This window comes from Tistrella mobilis, assembly GCF_041468085.1.
Lineage (GTDB): Bacteria > Pseudomonadota > Alphaproteobacteria > Tistrellales > Tistrellaceae > Tistrella > Tistrella mobilis_A.
This window is the reverse complement of the sequence record NZ_CP121015.1, coordinates 301,588-319,162: the sequence shown is the minus strand read 5'-3', so window position 1 is coordinate 319,162 and position 17,575 is coordinate 301,588. Positions and strand designations below refer to the sequence as shown.

The window sequence follows — 17,575 nt, the reverse complement described above, 5'->3', positions numbered from 1 at the left end:
CCGGCCAGGGCGCCCCGGAACCGGGCCGAAAAATCAGAGACGTGGGTAGACATGGGAGGAGGGGGGCTATGGCCCGGCCAGAGACCATAGACGTGACCGCGGTGATCGAACGCGCGCGGTTCGGCAGGTTCCAATTCGCCATCACGGCACTTTGTGCGCTGATCGCACTTCTTGACGGCTTCGACACTCAGGCGATCGCCTATGTCGCGCCGGTGATCGCTGACGCATGGCAGATGAACATGGCGAGTTTCGGCCCGATCTTCGGGGCGGGCCTCGCCGGGCTGACCGTCGGCGCCTTCGTGCTCAGCCCCGCCGCCGACCGTTTCGGGCGCAAAAGCGTGATCCTGGTGTCGATGGCGATTTTCGGCGTGTTCTCGCTGATCACCGCCTGGGCCGGCACGATGAACGAGCTGCTGCTCTATCGTTTCCTCACCGGGCTGGGCCTGGGCGGGGCGATGCCCAACATCATCGCACTGACCTCGGAATATGCCCCGGCACGGCTGCGCGCCACGCTGGTGACGGTGATGTTCTGCGGCTTTCCGCTTGGCTCCACCATCGGCGGCGTGCTCTCGGCGCCGATGATCGCGGCTTTCGGCTGGCAGTCGGTGTTCATCCTGGGCGGCATCGCGCCGCTGGTGGTGCTGCTGGTGCTGATTGCGATGCTGCCGGAATCGGTGCGCTATCTGGTCGCGCGCGGGGCGCCGGCCGAGAAGATCGACCGGATCATGCGCCGGCTCGACCCCGCGATCGCGGCCGGCGGCCCCCGGAGCTATGTGCTGAACGAGCCGAAGGCCAAGGGCTTCCCGGTCCGCAAGCTGTTCGAGGACGGCCGCGCCCGGGTGACCCTTCTGCTCTGGGTCGCCTTCTTCATGAACCTGCTGGTGATGTATTTCCTGGTCAACTGGCTGCCTTCGCTGCTGCGCGGCGCCGGTCTGCCGCTCCAGATCGCCATTCTGTCGACCGCGATCCTGAATTTCGGCGGCGTGGTCGGCGCCATCACCCTCGGCCGGATGATCGACCGGCTGAACCCGCATCTGGTTCTGGGTTCGGCCTATGCCGCCTCGGCCGGCTTCATCGCGCTGGTCGCACTCGGTGCTTCGGATCTCTGGATCCTGATGCCGGCCACCTTCCTGGCGGGCTATGGCGTGGTCGGCGCGCAGATCGGCATGAACGCGCTGACGGCCGGCGTCTACCCGACCGCGATCCGCTCCACCGGTGTCGGCTGGGCGCTGGGGGTCGGCCGGATCGGATCGATCATCGGCCCGGTGGCCGGCGGCCTGCTGATCGGCGCGGGCTGGAGCACCGAATGGGTGGTGATGGCCGCCGTGGTGCCGGCCCTGCTCGCCTCGGCGGCGGTCTTCGCACTGCGCCGGCATGGCCGTGCAGGCGCGCCGGCGGCGGCACCGACGCTGGCACATTGATCGGCCGCCGGATGATCGGATAAGAATGGGCCGGCCCGGATGACGGGCCGGCCCTGTCGTGTTCCAAGGGTCCCGCCGTGTTGCGAGGGATCGCCCCATGCGCCGCATCTATGACTGCTTCCTGTTCGACGGCGAATTCGTCATGCTGGCGCATCGCATCGCGGAACTCGATGGCGTGGTCGACCAGCATGTTCTGGTCGAGGGCGCGCAGACCATGCAGGGCGCGCCCAAGCCGCTCGCCTGGGCAGAGGCGCGGGCGTCGCGGCCGGATCTGGCCGCCCGCATCCGACATATCAGCCTGCCCCGGCTTGGGCCGGCCGATAGTTCGGGCTGGGATCGCGAGGCCTTCCAGCGCAATGCGGCGGTGTTCGCGCTTCAGGACGCCCGCCCCGATGATCTGGTCCTGATCCTGGATGTGGACGAGATTCCCGATCCGGAGCTGCTGCGCCGGCTGAAGCGCGACGGGCTGGAGCGGCCGATGCGGCTGGGCATGACCCGGCATTACGAACATCCGCTGCGCCTGGGGCCGCGGTCGCCCTGCTGCGCCGATCCGGCACTACCCTTTGCCACGGCACTGCCACGCCTGAAGCCGGGGCCCTGGGAGGCGCTGGACCCGATCTGGTTCTGTGCGCCGGGCGTGGTCGTGCGGGTGATGGATATTCTGGGCGATCCGGCCCGCGGCCTGCCGCCGCGATCGATGCAGGCCCTGCGCCGGGGGTTGCACGCGGCGCCGGTCATTCCGGGCGCCGGCCGGCATTTCTCGTATGTCGATCCGGCGGCGCGTCCGGCCTGGAAATTCCGCCGGTTCGCCCATGCCGATCTGGCCACAAACCGGAGCACCGATCCGCGACATCTGGAACGGTGCCGCAGCCATGGCGTGCATCACAAGGGCTGGTGGTATGCCGAGGTACCGAAAGGGCCGGTGCCGGCGGATATCGGCCGGCTGATGACCCGCCTGGCCGAAACGGGAGCGCCGGCGGAACCGGCGGTTGGCCGCAGCCGGCTGGCACGCGGCATCCTGCGCAATCACGCCGCCCGGCGATCAACCAGCCGGTATCCGGATGACCGGATCGCCTGGATCGATCGCCGTTTCGGGCGCGTGCTGCCGCTTCTGCTGCCGGTTCTGGCGCTGGAGGCGGTGGGCCGACGGGTCCGACGGCTGGTCATGCACCGCGAGGCGGCGGGGGCAGCGCCGATCGGGCAGTCACATCACGTCTGAGGGCAGATCATGCCTGAGGGGCGGGCCCGCATAAAATGTCCCTGTATCGGCGGACGGGTACAGGTGTCCACCGAATAAGCGAAACGTTAATGCAGTTTGGGGCCAGCGCGCTCTTGGAGGCCAGACATTGACGAGGCCGGGCGCCGACGAGGCCAGGCATTGCGCCAGGAACCCGGCTACCCGGATCGATGGCCGTCCCGGACGCGTATTGCCGGCTTTGATGCTGGAGAGGTGGAACGAGGCGGGGGCACGTCCTCGGCCGCACCGTCCTTCGTACAGCCACTCTGATGGTGCCTGTACACAGTTCCGGCGAGCGATGGCGCCTGTTCTTCATCAAGACCCGCAATAGCCATCATAGCCATTAAGAACGCCACCCAGCGTCTCGGAGGCGATCATCAGGGGCCGCAATACCGGACGCGCCCAGGCCGATCGCACCTCTGAGGTGCAGTCCGCGGCATTCGTGTGCGAGGACGGAGAAATCTGATCAGTCATTCGGTTGTGCTCCTGCGCAAGTCATGGACAAGTCCCGGCCAGAATAGGTGAACGCTCCTGGCCTGTCCATCAGGGAGTGGGCGTCGTTATATTACTGCGTCATGCCATGCCATGCCGGGCCGTCGGGCAGGTATTGCCGAAGCAGGGCTTGAGCTGCGTCAGGCATCGAATGGACGGGCCCGGCATTGCGCCCGAGTTCGGTTGTGGGAGGTGAAAGCCCTTCAAGACCAAGAAAGGCACCAACTGTGGCCAGGGTAGGCCCTGGAGCTTTAAATAGATCTTCCGATCGCAGGATCAGCAAGGCTGATGGCGGGAAATGACCATGACGGCGCCATCGATCAAGTTGCTGGGCGTAGTGTCCAGCCTCGCCTGAAAGCCGCTCTGCCTCCGCCTGCAACGCCTCCGTAAACCCCGGAAACTCGCGGCCGGCAGCCAGGCTGACGGAAGATGCCGGGCTGGTCGCACGGGCCGTCGAGTTCTGCCGCTTCGACCGCCTGCAGGCAGAGGAACGGCGTGTGGGTTTTCGGGAACGCCCGGGCAAGTCACCGGCGTTCTTCCGGGCCGGACGGATCGGCTGACGGGTACAGGTGTGCACCGAATAAGCGAAACTTTAATGCAGTTTGAGGCCAGCGCGCCCTTGGAAGCCAGACATCGACGAGGCCGGGCGCCGACGAGGCCGGGCATTGCGCCAGGAACCCGGCTACCCGGATCGATGGCCGTCCCGGACTCGTATTGCCGGCTTTGGTGCTGGAGAGGTGGAACGAGGCGGGGGCATGTCCTCGGCCGCACCGGCCTGCGTACAGGCTATCTCAGGGTGCCTGAACACAGTTCCGGCGGCGATGGCGTCTGTTCTTCAATCAAGAAACACAATAGCCATCAGAGGTACCGCGAATGCCACCGAGCGTCTCGGAGGCGATCGTCAGGGGCCGCAATACCGGGCGCGCCCAGACCGCTTGCCCCTGTGAGGTGTGGTCCGCGGCATTCGTGTGCGAGGACGGAGAAATCTGATCAGTCATTCGGTTATGCTCCTTCGCAAATCATGGGCAAATCTCCGTCAGAGTAAGTGGACGCTCCCGGCCTGTCCATCAGGGAGTGGCGTCGTCATATTATTGTAGGCATCATGCCATGCCGGGCCGTCGGGCAGGTATTGCCGAAGCAGGGCTTGAGCTGCATCAGGCATCGAATGGGCGGGTCCGGCATTGCGCCTGAGTTCGGTTGCGGGAAGTGAAAGCCCTTCAAGACCAAGAAAGGCGCCAACTGTGGCAAGGGTAGGCCCTGGAGATTTGAACAGATCTTCCGATCGTAGGATCAGCAAGGCTGCTGGCGGGAAATGACGGCGCCATCGATCCAGTTGCTGGGCGTAGCGGCCTCTTTCGGTATAGGACCAGCATTGATGCGGCATACCCGGCCTGTCGCGCTCAAGACCACGAACGATCCGGTCGAAGCGTTCAGCCTCGCCTGAAAGCCGCTCCGCCTCCGCCTGCAACGCCTCCGTAAACCCCAGAAACTCGCGGCCGGCAGCCAATTCATGACAGTAATGTGACCAGGCGCGGGCGACCGGATCGCGCAGGAGCACGATCATCTTCGGCGGCTTGGGGAAGATCTGCGCCGCACGGGCCGGGGCCAGCGGATGGGCGAGCATGTAGGGGCTGGCATCGATCCGCAACCGCCGGTCGTGGCGGCCGCGGCGTGGCGGCAGCAGGCGGGACCAGACGTCATATGCCTCTGGCCAGAACAAGGTAAGAGCCTGTGGCTCTTTGACCTGGCCGACGGCAACCTCAGGATGCGAGGCAAGAATACTGTACAGCCAGGTCGTGCCAGATCGCTGGGCACCAAGAATCAGCAGGTCAGGAAGCGTCCGGGGGCGCATAAAATTGCGGATTGTAAACATGGCAACTTCGCTTCTGGCGGCGGCTGTACCACAGGGCGGACGTCATTGTATAACGGCAGAATCGCAGCCAGTCAGCTCAGGATCGTTATGCCCGCCTCGTCGACGTCGCTGATCACATCCTGTCCAGACCTTCCGGATGTGGACATCCACCGCGTCGCGGCCCTTCCCGACCATCTCGCCGGGGCGGTGCCGGTGAACGGGTTCGTCGAGGCGACGTCTGACCGGTTGCTGATCCGCATGCCCGGCATCGGCCGGTTTCTGGCCGAGGAGGGGCGGCGGCTTCTGATCGCCGGCGAGGCCGGGGTGTCCGACGCGGATCTGAATTATTTCGCCGTCCGCACCCCGCTTGCCGGGTTGATCCATCAGCGGGGGGAGCTGCCATTGCATGCGGCCTGTCTGCTGCCGCCCGGGGGCAAGGCGGCAGTGGCCATCAGCGGGGCATCGGGGGCCGGCAAGTCGACGCTGGCGGCAATGCTGTTGGGGCGCGGCTGGCGGTTCGTGGCTGACGAGGTGGTTCGGGTGACACTGGACGCCGAGGGACGGCCGCTTGCCTGGCCGGGCACGCCGGTCGTGGCACTCTGGCCGGATGCCGCCCGGATGCTGGGCATCATCCCCGCGGCGCTGCCCATGGCGCGGCCGCAGCATGGCCGGGTGTTGCACCGGGTGATACAAATGCCGGGGCCGGTGGCGCTGGGGCATGTGGTGCTGCTTGATCTGCACCGGGGCGGGGAGACGGTTATGCTGAGCGGGGTCGACCGGCTCGAAGCCCTGGCCGCCGAGGTCTTCCGCCCCGGGCAGGTGCGGGCGATGGGCCGGCAGGCAACGCATATGGCGATGATGACACGGCTTGCGGCACAGCTGCGGGTGTGTCGCCTGGGCATTTCGCACAGGCCTTCGCCAGACGAACTTTACGAACGCCTGGCCGAACGGGTTGCGGAGGCCGGGCGTTGACGGCCGCGCTGGTGCTGATTGCGAGCTATCCCAAATCCGGCAACACCTGGACGAGGCTGGTGCTGGATCATGTGATTCGCCGCGCCCGGGCGCCGATCTCGATCAACGACATCGAAACCGGCCTTTATGTGCAGCGCCGGATGATTTTCGACCGTTTCGGACCGGTCGAAGCATCGGATCTGACCGTCACCGAAATCGACCGCTACTGGCCCGAGGTGTTTCGGAGTTTCGCGAAGGGGCAGCCGGCGGATGTGCCGCTGGTTCTGAAAACCCATGAGGCGGCCCGACGCACGGATGCCGGCGCCTGGCTCTATCCGCCCGAGATCGTGCGCGGCGTGATCCATCTGGTGCGACATCCCTTCGATGTGGCGGCATCCTATGCCCATCATCGGGGCTGGACGATCGACGACACCATCCGCGCGCTGCTGGACCCGGCACACCGCATCGGCGGAGACATGGACCGGCTGCAACTGCCGATGCCTGAAACCGTCGGCAGCTGGGCCGGTCATACGGCCTCGTGGACCGCCGATGATCTGCCCTGGCCGGTGATCAGCCTGCGATACGAGGATCTGCGCGCGGATGCGATCGCCGGCTTCACCCGGGCCGCCGCAATGGCCGGGCTGTCGGAAGATGCCGGGCTGGTCGCACGGGCGGTCGAGTTCTGCCGCTTCGACCGCCTGCAAGCCGAGGAACGCGAGGTCGGGTTCCGCGAACGGCCGGCCGCCTCGCCGGTGTTTTTCCGCGCGGGACGGAGCGGCATCGGCTGGCAGGACGCAGATCCGGTGCTGCTGCGGGAACTGGTGGAGCGCTCGGCAGATATGATGCAGCGCTTCGACTATCGGGCTGATGGCGGGTGGGAGGGCTGACCCCTTGCTCTGGTTGGCAATGGGGCCAGGCTGGTCCTTTGGTGATTATGTGGAGGTGGAGCTGCAATTTCTTCAGGCGGCAGCGTTTCTGTAATTTTTCGTCTCAAAGTACGATAACTATATCTTATCGACTTTATTGGGGGGATTTCAGGCTGTCGAAGGGCCGGCGATCATGCAATGATCGTTGCCAAGGGCAGGGCAGTCCGGCCGTGTGGCAGCCGCGCATATCTCGGCCACCAACACATTGATCTGGAACGAAAAATCGAGACGGACGGAGAAAAGGGCGGCATGGACACGCTGGAACGGCGCCTGATCACCATTGTAACCGCATCCCCCGCCCATCTGTCGATCCTGGGCGAGGTTGCCGCATGCGGCCTCCCCGATTGCTGGGTTGCGGCCGGCTTCGTACGGGATCTGGTGTGGGATCATCTGCATGGCCGGACACCAGAACTGCCGCGCAATGACATCGATGTCATCTGGTTTGATGCCGCACGGCCCGACAGCGCGCAGGACAAGGCATTGGAGGCGCAGTTGTCCGCCATACGGCCTGATGTGCGCTGGTCGGTCGACAATCAGGCGCGTATGCATCTGCGCAATGACGACCCGCCCTATGCTTCGGCGGTGGATGCAATGCGCCATTGGCCCGAGACGGCAACCGCCGTTGCGGTGCAGCTGGCAGCCGGCGGGCAGCTGCGGGTGGCAGCCCCGCATGGGCTGGCGGATCTGTTCGCGATCATCGCCCGGCCAACGCCCGGTTTCATGACCGGTGCACGCCATGCGGTTCATCTCCAGCGGGTGAAGGACAAGGGATGGCGCGACCGCTGGCCGTTGCTGCGGATTGCGGGCGACCAGGGGGAGGGTTCTGCACCAGTGAATTGATTGCCTTTTCAAACATCTCTTGCAGCGGAACGCCAATGGGTGTGTCATACCCGACGCAGACAGGTCTCTGGGGAAGGGGCCTGTCGGTGGAAGAACAGACGACCGCGGCCCGAAGCCGGCACGCGGCGCCGGAGGGAATGACCGATGACCGCCCAGACTGCCCCCGCCCCTGCCTCTGAACCGGCCGGCACCGACCTGCACCCGCTGCTGCCGGCCCTGCTGGCCGACGACTGGGAGAAGGTGGATGCCGAGCTGCCCGCCCTGCTCGACCTTCTGTTCTCGCGCAGCGCCGGCGAGGCCTGGCACAAGGCCGGCACCTTCAAAAACCATCTGCTGGACGTCTATCGCACCCTGGCTCTCTGGGATCAGCCGCGCGACGTGCGGGTGCTGGGCCTGTTCCACAGCGTCTATTCCAATGAATTCGTCGCCCTGAAGCTGTTCGACGCCTCGGCGAAACGGGCCGAGCTGGCAGCCGCGGTGGGGGAGGAAGCCGAACGGCTGATCCACACCTTCTGCGTGATGCCCCGCACCCGCTTTGTGCAGAAGCTGACCGAGATCGACGCCATCCCGGCCGAGGGGCTCGATCTTGAAAAATCAGACGGCAGCATGCTGCATCTGTCGCAGAAGGACGCGGCGATCTTCGCGATCGTCTCGATCGCCGATCTGACCGAACAGTGGCACAGCTGGGTGGACGACGTGTTCCAGGGCTTCCCCTGGCAGACCCGCCAGCCGGTGAAGGAGAACTGGGCGGCCTCCCTCTGGCCCGGCCAGCTGATGCCGAGCAACGAGGCTTGGAGCCTGGCCTCGCGCATGGCCCGGCCGCTGCGCAACCTGCCGGCCGATCTGGGCCTGCCCGTGCCGCCGGTCTTCGACCGCTGCCGCCGCATCCTGACCCAGGCCGACGAAATGGCGGCGGTGGCGCTCTACTGGCAGGTCGTCACCCGCGCCCATGCGATCTCGACCCCGGTCGCGGCGGTTTCCCTGCTGAAAACCGCCATCGCGCACAATCCCGACATCGCGGAACCGCATCTGGTTCTGGCGCAGATCGCGCTGACCCAGGGCGATTACGACACCGCCGCCACCCATGCCCGGATCGGGCTCGACATTCTGTCGGCCTGGGGCACGGCCTGGGACAAGCGCATCGCCTGGTCGGGCTGGGTGGCCTGGGCGCGGGTGCTGCTGCAGGCCGGCCGCACGCGCAGCTGGCCCGAAACCCTGGGCGGCATGATCGCCCTCGGCATGGTGAGCTGAGCGCCGCCCGCCCCTTTCGTCGTCACATCATTCCGCTTCCCGAAATCGAGACGGCATCCCCCATGTCCGAGCTGACCATGAGCTATGTCTGCGGCACCAGCGATGTGCCGCTGCGCTACGAGACCATCGGCACCGCCCTTGCCCGCACCGCCGAAACCTGGCCCGAGGGCGATGCGCTGGTGGTGGTGCATCAGAATATCCGCTGGAATTGGGCGGAGTTCGACCGGCGGGTCACCGATCTCGCCGCCGGGCTGATCGGGCTGGGGCTGGAGCCGGGCGACCGGATCGGCATCTGGTCACCCAACCGTGTGGAATGGGTGCTGATCCAGTTCGCCACCGCACGCGCCGGGCTGATCCTGGTCAACATCAACCCCGCCTACCGGACCTTCGAGCTGGAACATGCGCTGAAGCTGGCGGGCTGCCGGGCGCTGGTGCTGGCCGAAACCTTCAAGACCTCCCGCTATGTCGAGATGCTGCTCGAAGTCGCGCCGGAATTCGCCGAGGCAGGCGGCCGTTCCGCACGCCTGCCGGATCTGGAATTCGTGATCCCGCTGGGTGAGAGCCGGGGCGCGATGATCGGCTTCGAGACGCTGACCGGCTTTGCCGATGCGGCGGCGCTGGCGAAGCTGGAGGCGATCATCCCGACGCTTCGCCCGGATGATCCGATCAACATCCAGTTCACCAGCGGCACCACCGGGTCGCCCAAGGGCGCCACGCTGACCCACAACAACATCCTGAACAACGGCTTCTTCGTCGGCCGGATCATGGGCTTCACCGAAGCCGACCGGCTGTGCATTCCGGTGCCGCTCTATCACTGCTTCGGCATGGTGCTGTCGGTTCTGGCCTGCATCACCCATGGCGCGACGATGGTCTTCCCCTCGGAAGCCTTCGAGCCGCGCGCAACGCTGGAAGCCGTGCAGGCCGAGCGCTGCACCGCCCTGCACGGCGTGCCGACGATGTTCATCACCGAACTGGCCCTGCCCGATTTCAAGAGCTTCGACCTTTCGACGCTGCGCACCGGCATCATGGCCGGCGCCCCCTGCCCGATCGAGACCATGCGCGAAGTCATCGCGAAGATGAACATGCGCGAGGTCACCATCTGCTATGGCATGACCGAAACCAGCCCGGTCAGCTTCCAGACCCGTGCCGATGCCGATCTTGAAACCCGCACCGAGACGGTGGGCACCATCCATCCCTTCGTCGAGGTCCGCATCGTCGATGGCGACGACCGGGTGGTGCCGGTGGGCACGGTGGGCGAGTTGCACACCCGCGGCTACAGCGTGATGGCCGGCTATTGGAACGACGAGGCGCGCACCCGCGACGCCATCGCCCCGGGCGGCTGGATGCGCACCGGCGATCTGGGCGTGATCGACGACCGCGGCCGCTGCCGCATCGTCGGCCGGTCGAAGGACATGATCCTGCGCGGCGGCGAGAACATCTACCCGGTCGAGATCGAAAACTTCCTGATCACCCATCCGGGCATTCTGGACGTCGCGGTGTTCGGCATTGCCGATGCGAAATACGGCGAACAGGTCTGCGCCTGGATCCGCCGCGCTGACAATCCCGACGGCAGCAGCCTGACCGAGGCGGCTGTGCTGGGCTTCTGCGAGGGCCGCATCGCCCATTTCAAGATCCCGCGCCGCATCCGCTTCGTGGACGAGATGCCGATGACCGTGACCGGCAAGATCCAGAAATTCCTGATGCGCCAGGCCGAGGAAGAGGGGGCGGCGATCTGAGCCGCCCTCCCCCTCGCCCGGCCCGGGCCACCGTCGGGCCGGTTCAGCGGAAGCTGCCGAGATACAGCCAGCCGCCGCCACTGGCCTGATTGGTCGGGAAATAGAAAGCCCCGCCATCCTGCTGGATGAAATAGTCCAGCGTGTTGCTGTGGGGGTTGTCGTAGTGGAACAGGCGTCCGACCGTGTCCTCGCCGCGCTCCCCCCATTCAAGGAAGCGGTCGACCCTGTACCACGCCGCCTGCCGGCGATCCGCTTCGCTGCGCGCCATCGGGCGCATGAACAGCGCCGTCAGGTCATCCGCCTCTCCCACATACCAGAAGGATGCGTTGTCGGTGGCCGAGCCGGGCAGGTCGCCGCATCCGGCGCTCGCCACCCGCTGCAGGAAGTAGCGGCGGCTGGCCGCTGCATACCAGAGCGCCCCCACCGCCCCGGCCCGCGCCGCGGGTGACGGCGCCTCGGCGCGGCTCGTCGGGCAGGTCACCAGCTGCGTGGTGCCGTAATAGGTCTTCAGGGCGGCGTCGAGCGTGGCGCTGCCGGCCTGGGCACGCGCCCGCAGGGGGTTGGGCCGATGCTCGACGAAGGCATTGGCATCGCCCAGATACCGCCACCACTGGTTGTCGGCGCTATCGGTTGGAAAATACCAATAGGTGTCGGCCTTCAGCAGGAAATACTGGCGCCGGCCGTTATAGGGATTGTCGTAGCCATAGAGTTCACCGGGTCGGCGGCCGCTGCGGGCGTCGCTCCTCCAGGCATAGACCGGCCCATAGGTGTCGGCCAGCTGGCGCTCCAGCTCCTGCTCGCTGTCCAGCACCGGCGGTTCGGGCCCCCAGCGGGTGAAATCCGGCAGGCGCGGCACCACCGACGCTTCCCAGCCGTCATCGCCGCCGATCACCACCGGGTCGGGCAGGGCCGCGGGGGCGACCGGCACGGTGAAGGACTGCCGGCGCCCGGTCCGGTCCACGAAGGTCGCCGTGACCGGCAGATCGCTCTGGCGCAGATTGATGTGGAACTTGTTCATCTGCCCCGTCGCATGGCGCGCCGCGCTGAGCGCGATGCGCCGCGTGCCGGCATGACCCGAGATTTCGAGCCAGGCCGTGCCGCTGGTCGATGACGGCGGCGGCAGGTCGAAGACCTGGCCGTAATTGCCGTAAAGCGGGCAGAGGAAGGTGTCGAACCGGGCATCGGGGTCGAAGAAGCCGACCAGCGTCACCACCGGCACGCCGAAATGGGCCGGTTTCGGCCCGCCCGGGGCAAAGGGCTCCATGCTGTGGCTGGCGGGGTTCCATTTGCGATAGCCGGTCGCACTCGACGGATCGCAGACCGGCGTGGCCGCAAAAGCCTGCTGGACCCGCCGGATGCTGTAGCCGGTATGCAGCGTCAGCCGGGTGATCGCACCGCTCGGCCGGCCGCCGGCCATGGGGTCGGCGTTGAAGGTGTAGCTGCCGGCAAAGGGGGGCGTGGTCACCCCTTCGATCACCACGTTCTGGGCGGCGGCTTCCCACCAGAGATTGCCGATGAACCGGCTGCGCCAGTCGTCATAGCCCCAGCCGCTGTCGGGATTCTGCGCCGACCAGCGCCCGCCGCCGGGATAGTGGCCCAGGCCGTGATTATGGCCCAGCTCGTGGGAGAATTCATTGCCGTCGGTCGAAATCAGCGTCGCCATGCCGTTGCCGCCGCTCAGGCCATGGACCTGGACGCCGTTGGCGTAGACGCCGACATTGGTATGAACGACCACCTGCCGGTAATATTGCGGCTGCACCTGTTCGGCACCGGCGGTATCGACGATGCCGAAATTGGCGTTGTTGATGCCGATGGAGATCATCGCCTTGCCGATGTTCTCGCGCATGTCGCCGTCATAGACCCCGCCCTGATCGGTGCTGGCGGTGGTGTAAAGCCGTCCGTCGGGCATCCGGATCGGCTGAAGACGGACCGGCAGATAGGCGGCCACGATCAGCCGGCGCACGGGGATCTTCTGGAAATAATCCAGCCCGGCCAGGGCCGGGTCCTGTTCGAACCAGTGCCGATCGGCATAATTGGTCAGCATGCCGATCCGGATGTTCTGAAGCACCAGTTCGGCCGGCGCGTCGAAATCGATGCCCGATGCCGGCAGATTGCCCGTTCTGCCGTCACTGCTGCGGAAGGTGAGATCCAGCCCCTTGGCCATCCAGGCCGCCGGCAGGCGTGCGCTCCAGGCGCGCGTGGTGTAGTCGAGCGGCGCGCGGCTGTCCGTTGCGGGCTGATCCGAGGTGGCGAGCGCCCCGGGAGGGTTGAGCGCAATCACCTGATCCGGACGGCTGGTCCTGAACACACTGACGGCCCCGACCGCCTGCTCGGGCATGAACAGCACCAGCCCGGCCCTGCCGGTCACCAGGGTCGGCAGTTCGCGGGCCGCATTGTCCCGCGCCGCCACCGTGTGGTGCTGCACGAAGGACGCCTCGCCCCGCAGCGCACCGATGACGTTGATGTTCAGTGCCCGGCCGTCGGTGAACCCGATCGTGCCCGGTGCAAGCCGCGCCTCGGGTGCGGCAGAGGCCGGCGCCGTGGCCAGCGCCCTGGCGATCGCCGCCTCCGCCCCCGGTCCGGCAAGTGCCCGGAGAACGGCATGGCCGGGCGCCAGCCCCTTGCGTTTCAGGTCTGCCAGTGCGGCGCCGACGATGCGGTCATGCTCGTCGGCAGCAGAGGGTTCATCGAGGGGCATGGCATGTCTCCACGGTGACATGCGCCTGATCGGCGCAGATGTGAGACGATGTTATGCCTTCTTGGCAGGTCTATCGAGTCCAGGTTGCTGATTTCCAGGAATTTTGTCACCTGTGGGTGATTTTTCTCACCGCCAGCGGAAGACGGGGGACCGCTTTTCCATGAAGGCCCGGTAGCCTTCGGCGAAATCCTCGCCGGTGAACGAGGCGGCCCAGGCGGCGGTGAGGTCGGGGGTGGGGGCGTCGGCGCCCAGCGTGATGGCATCGACCATGCGCATCATGGTGCGGATGGTGTATTGCGAGACCGAGGCCAGGCGTTCGGCATAGGCGGCGACCGTCTCGTCGAGCACGTCGGCCGAAACTACGCGATCCACCAGACCGATGCGCAGCGCTTCATCGGCCGGCACCAGGCGGCCCGAGAACAGCATGTCCTTGGCGCGCGACGGGCCGACCTTGCCCACCAGGCGGCGCGTGGCATCGAAGCTGTAGGCCAGCCCCAGCGTCGCCGGCGGAATGGCGAAACGGGCGTCTTCCGCGGCGAAGCGAAAATCGCAGGCCAGCGCCAGGCCGCAGCCGCCGCCCACACAGGCCCCGCGGAGTTCGGCAATGGTGGGGCGGTCCAGCGCCACGATCGCCTCCTGTGCCGCCTCCACCGCCTCGTTATAGGCGCGGGTGCTCTCGGGCGTTTCATAGACCAGCGGGAATTCGGCGATGTCGGCACCGGCACTGAACGCCTTGCCGCCGGCACCGGTCAGCACCACGACCAGGGCCTCGGGATCGGCCGCGATATCTGCACAGAGCGCCGGGATCGCCTGCCACATGGCCGCGGTCATGGCGTTGCGTTTCGCGGGCCGGTTCAGCACGATGCGCGCGATCGGCCCCTGCCGCTCCAGATAGATCTCCTGCTCCATTCGGCCTCTCCCGTGTCGTAGCTGCGGTGGCCGCAGCTTAGCGCGATCGCCCTGATATTTGTCCAGACATTTTGAAATTTGTCCGTACATATTTCTTGTCAGCCCGGCCCGGCCGTGCTTTGCTCAAGGCCATAACAACCTGCGACGGCGTGTCGGGAGCCGCCGCGCCGGACCTGTCGGTCCGGCCGGCGGGGCGCGCCCTATCGGGGACGCCCTCACGGGCACGGACGGCAGAGACCCAGGCTTCAGGGAGCCCGACCATCATGCATCATCCGACGCTGCGCCGCGGTTTCGCGGCGATCGCCGCGGCTGCGGCCTTCACCCTTTTCCAGCCCCAGGCCGTACAGGCGGCCGATGTCAAGTGGGACGTGTCGCTGCCCTGGGGCCCGACCGAATTCCATTCCACCAATGCGCAGAAATTCGCCGAGGAGGTGAAGGCGGTCACCGGCGGCGCGGTCCAGATGACCATCCACACCGGCGGCGCGCTGGGCATCAAGGCGAACGAGTCGCTGCGCGCGGTGGAAGACGGCGCGGTGCCGATGGCGGAATACGCCGCCTTCCAGAATGTCGGCGAAATCCCGCTGCTCGGCGTGGAGAGCATCCCCTTTCTGATCTCGGATTACGGCGATCTGGCCGCACTGATGAAGGTCGTGCGCCCGGTCTGGGAAGCTGAGCTTGAAAAGCGCGGCCAGAAGGTGCTGTACGTGGTGCCCTGGCCCAGCCAGAACTTCTTCACCAAGACGCCGGTCGCGACCCTGGACGACCTGAAGGGCGTGCGCATGCGCACCTATGACCGGGTCACGGCCGATATGGTCACCCGCCTGGGCATGGTGGCCCTGCAGATGAACAACCCGGACATCGTGCCAGCGCTGGCCTCGGGCAAGCTCGACGCGGTCATGACCTCGGGCACCACGGCCGTGGCGCAGAAGTACTGGGAGTTCCTGAAGCACGCCTACAACACCAACCATATGTGGGCCTCGAACCTGATGGTGGTGAACCTGGACGAGTGGAACCGGCTCGATCCCAGGCAGCAGAAGATGATCGAAGCCACCGCCCATAAGCTGGAGCCGCAGTTCTGGGAAATCAGCAAGGCCGAACACGCCAAGCGCATGGATGAGCTGCGCGCCAACGGCATGACGGTCGAGCCCGCCTCGGATGCGCTCAAGACCGCGATGCGCGAGGCGACCGCCTCGATGGAAGGCGAGTTCGTGAAGGCGAACCCGGCCGCCGCCCCCCTGCTCGACGCCTATCATAAGGCCGTCGGCCACTGATCCGGACCGCCGGCGCCCGGGTCCTGTCTCCCCCTTGGGCCAGGATCGCCTCTGCCTCCCCCTCGGCGGCCCCGGCCTTCAGGCCGGGCGCCGGCGGACGGACCTCCACACCTCCCGCCCCCACCCCTTCAGGTCACCACCCAAATTGGATTGGGGCGTCATGACGGCCCTGCGCCTGCTCACCCGCTTCATCGACCGCCTGAACGTCATCGGTGCGGTCGTGGCAGCCCTGGCTGCCGCCCTGCTCGCCCTGCTGCTGATCGTCGAGGTGATCACCACCTCGGCCTTCGCCTGGTCGCAGCCCTGGGCGATCGAGTTCAGCACCTATCTTCTGGCCTTCGTGCTGTTCTGCGGCACCGGCTGGACGCTGCGCACCGGCGGCCATATCCGGGTCGCGGCCGTGACCCTGGCCCTGCCGCCGGCCGCACGCCGGCTGATGGATCTGGGGGCCAGCGTCTTCGGCCTGGGCGTCACCGGCTTCATCGCCGTCGCCATGGTATCGCAGGCGATCCGCACGGCCGAGATCGGCTCGCGGTCCTTCTATCCGCTGGCGACGCCGCTGATCATTCCGCAGGGCCTGCTTGCCGCGGGCTTCGTGCTGCTCGCCCTCGCCTTCCTCGCCCGTGTGCTCCGGGCGCTGGTCAACGATCCGGTGGAAGATGCCGGCAAACATGCCGGAGGGATCGAATGAGCCTGCCCCTACTTCTGGTCTTCGGCATGCTGGTGGGGCTGCTCTCCGCCGGCGTCTGGGTCGGCATCACCCTCACCTCCATCGGCCTGGTCAGCCTGGAAGTCTTCCGCAACATGCGGGTCGACCGCTTCCTGGCCGGCGATCTCTGGTCGACCGCGACCTCGGCGGAACTGGTGACCCTGCCGCTGTTCATCCTGATGGGTGAACTGCTGTTCCACACCCGCCTGTCCGAGAACCTGTTCTCGGGGCTTTCCCCCTGGACGCGGCGCCTGCCCGGCCGGCTGCTGCATGTCAACGTGCTGGGCTGCACCCTGTTCGCGGCCGTCTCGGGCTCGTCCGCCGCCACCACGGCAACCGTCGGGCGGATCACGCTCAAGGAACTCCTGGCCCGCGGCTATGACCGCAACCTCGCCATGGGATCGCTTGCAGGTGCCGGCACGCTCGGCTTCCTGATCCCGCCCTCGATCCCGATGATCGTCTATGGCGTGCTCGCCAATGTCTCGATCCTCGAACTCTTCATGGCCGGCATCGTGCCGGGGCTGATCCTGGCCCTGCTCTATATGGGTTATCTGGGCGTACGAACTTCGCTCGACCCGTCGATGCTGCCCGAGGTGGAGCCGCGGCTCGGCTGGGGGCAGAAATTTGCCGCCCTGCTGTCGCTGGTCCCGGTGCTGTTCCTGATCCTGTTCGTCATCGGCTCGATGTATCTGGGCTTCGCCAGCGTCACCGAGGCGGCGGCGATGGGCGTTCTGGGCGCCCTGCTGGTGGCGCTGGGCCAGCGCACGCTCACCTGGCGCAAGCTGTTCGACGCCCTGCTCGGCACGGTCCGCACCTGTTCGATGATCGGGCTGATCATCTCGGGCGCGCTGTTCCTGTCGAAGGCCATGGCCCGGCTGGGCCTGCCGGTCGAAATCGCCGGCCAGATCGAGGCGCTGGGCCTGCATCCCTATATGCTGATCGCGGTGCTGCTGGTCTTCTACCTGATGCTGGGCTGCATTCTGGACGGGCTGTCGGCGATCGTGATGACCCTGCCGGTCACCCTGCCGCTGGTCACGGCCGCCGGTTTCGACCCGATCTGGTTCGGCGTCTTCCTGATCGTGACCGTGGAAATGGCCCAGATCACCCCGCCGGTCGGCTTCAACCTGTTCGTGATCCAGGGCCTGACCGGCACGCCCATCCTGAAACTCGCCCGCGCCGCCCTGCCCTTCTGCCTGATCATGGTCGCCTTCGTGGTGCTGATGGTGCTGGTGCCTGAAGTGGTGACGGCGTTGCCCGGATCGCTGTCCTGAAGGCTGCGGCG

13 protein-coding genes are annotated in these 17,575 nt (G+C 66.7%); 10 read left to right on the top strand and 3 right to left on the bottom strand.

Annotated features, from left to right (window positions below):
• Positions 1–68: 68 nt before the first annotated feature.
• Complete coding sequence (locus tag P7L68_RS04220; protein WP_371999291.1) at positions 69–1,421, top strand: MFS transporter; 1,353 nt, start codon at positions 69–71, stop codon at positions 1,419–1,421.
• Positions 1,422–1,518: 97 nt separating this feature from the next.
• Positions 1,519–2,640 carry an N-acetylglucosaminyltransferase gene (locus P7L68_RS04215; RefSeq protein ID WP_371999289.1) on the top strand — a complete coding sequence of 374 codons (1,122 nt, stop codon included), beginning with the start codon at positions 1,519–1,521 and terminating at the stop codon, positions 2,638–2,640.
• 1,546 nt (positions 2,641–4,186) lie between these two features.
• Here P7L68_RS04215 and P7L68_RS04210 read toward each other — a convergent pair.
• The gene (locus tag P7L68_RS04210; RefSeq protein WP_371999288.1) at positions 4,187–5,023 is read right to left on the bottom strand and encodes a sulfotransferase; all 837 of its coding nucleotides are present in this window, start codon (positions 5,021–5,023) and stop codon (positions 4,187–4,189) included.
• 138 nt (positions 5,024–5,161) lie between these two features.
• Between P7L68_RS04210 and P7L68_RS04205 the strand changes: the two genes are divergently transcribed.
• The 5 genes from P7L68_RS04205 (at position 5,162) to P7L68_RS04185 (ending at position 10,706) form a co-directional block, all read left to right on the top strand.
• The gene (locus tag P7L68_RS04205; RefSeq protein ID WP_371999286.1) at positions 5,162–5,974 is read left to right on the top strand and encodes an Hpr(Ser) kinase/phosphatase; all 813 of its coding nucleotides are present in this window, start codon (positions 5,162–5,164) and stop codon (positions 5,972–5,974) included.
• Entirely contained in the window at positions 5,971–6,840 is an 870-nt protein-coding gene (locus tag P7L68_RS04200) for a sulfotransferase domain-containing protein (RefSeq protein ID WP_371999284.1), read from the top strand. The genes P7L68_RS04205 and P7L68_RS04200 overlap by 4 nt, the downstream gene beginning before the upstream one ends.
• A gap of 288 nt (positions 6,841–7,128) precedes the next feature.
• Positions 7,129–7,719 (top strand): nucleotidyltransferase family protein, encoded by a 591-nt coding sequence (locus tag P7L68_RS04195; RefSeq protein ID WP_371999282.1) that lies wholly within the window; start codon positions 7,129–7,131, stop codon positions 7,717–7,719.
• Between the two features lie 144 nt (positions 7,720–7,863).
• On the top strand, positions 7,864–8,970 hold the full coding sequence (locus tag P7L68_RS04190) for a tetratricopeptide repeat protein (protein ID WP_371999280.1): 1,107 nt from the start codon (positions 7,864–7,866) through the stop codon (positions 8,968–8,970).
• Positions 8,971–9,032: 62 nt separating this feature from the next.
• Positions 9,033–10,706: an AMP-binding protein gene (locus P7L68_RS04185; protein ID WP_371999278.1), complete on the top strand. Its 1,674-nt coding sequence runs from the start codon at positions 9,033–9,035 to the stop codon at positions 10,704–10,706.
• Positions 10,707–10,749: 43 nt separating this feature from the next.
• On the opposite strand, the gene P7L68_RS04180 is transcribed toward P7L68_RS04185, so the two are convergent.
• Positions 10,750–13,404: a M66 family metalloprotease gene (locus tag P7L68_RS04180; protein WP_371999276.1), complete on the bottom strand. Its 2,655-nt coding sequence runs from the start codon at positions 13,402–13,404 to the stop codon at positions 10,750–10,752.
• Between the two features lie 126 nt (positions 13,405–13,530).
• Positions 13,531–14,313, bottom strand: coding sequence for an enoyl-CoA hydratase-related protein (locus P7L68_RS04175; RefSeq protein WP_371999274.1), 783 nt, complete (start codon positions 14,311–14,313; stop codon positions 13,531–13,533).
• Positions 14,314–14,576: 263 nt separating this feature from the next.
• On the opposite strand from P7L68_RS04175, the gene P7L68_RS04170 reads away from it, so the two are divergent.
• The 3 genes from P7L68_RS04170 to P7L68_RS04160 all read left to right on the top strand — a co-directional run bounded on the left by P7L68_RS04170 (position 14,577) and on the right by P7L68_RS04160 (position 17,564).
• Positions 14,577–15,584, top strand: coding sequence for a TRAP transporter substrate-binding protein (locus P7L68_RS04170; protein ID WP_371999273.1), 1,008 nt, complete (start codon positions 14,577–14,579; stop codon positions 15,582–15,584).
• A gap of 160 nt (positions 15,585–15,744) precedes the next feature.
• A complete protein-coding gene (locus P7L68_RS04165) occupies positions 15,745–16,275 on the top strand; it encodes a TRAP transporter small permease subunit (protein ID WP_371999271.1) in 531 nt (176 codons plus the stop codon).
• On the top strand, positions 16,272–17,564 hold the full coding sequence (locus tag P7L68_RS04160; RefSeq protein WP_371999269.1) for a TRAP transporter large permease: 1,293 nt from the start codon (positions 16,272–16,274) through the stop codon (positions 17,562–17,564). The genes P7L68_RS04165 and P7L68_RS04160 overlap by 4 nt, the downstream gene beginning before the upstream one ends.
• Positions 17,565–17,575: the final 11 nt, after the last annotated feature.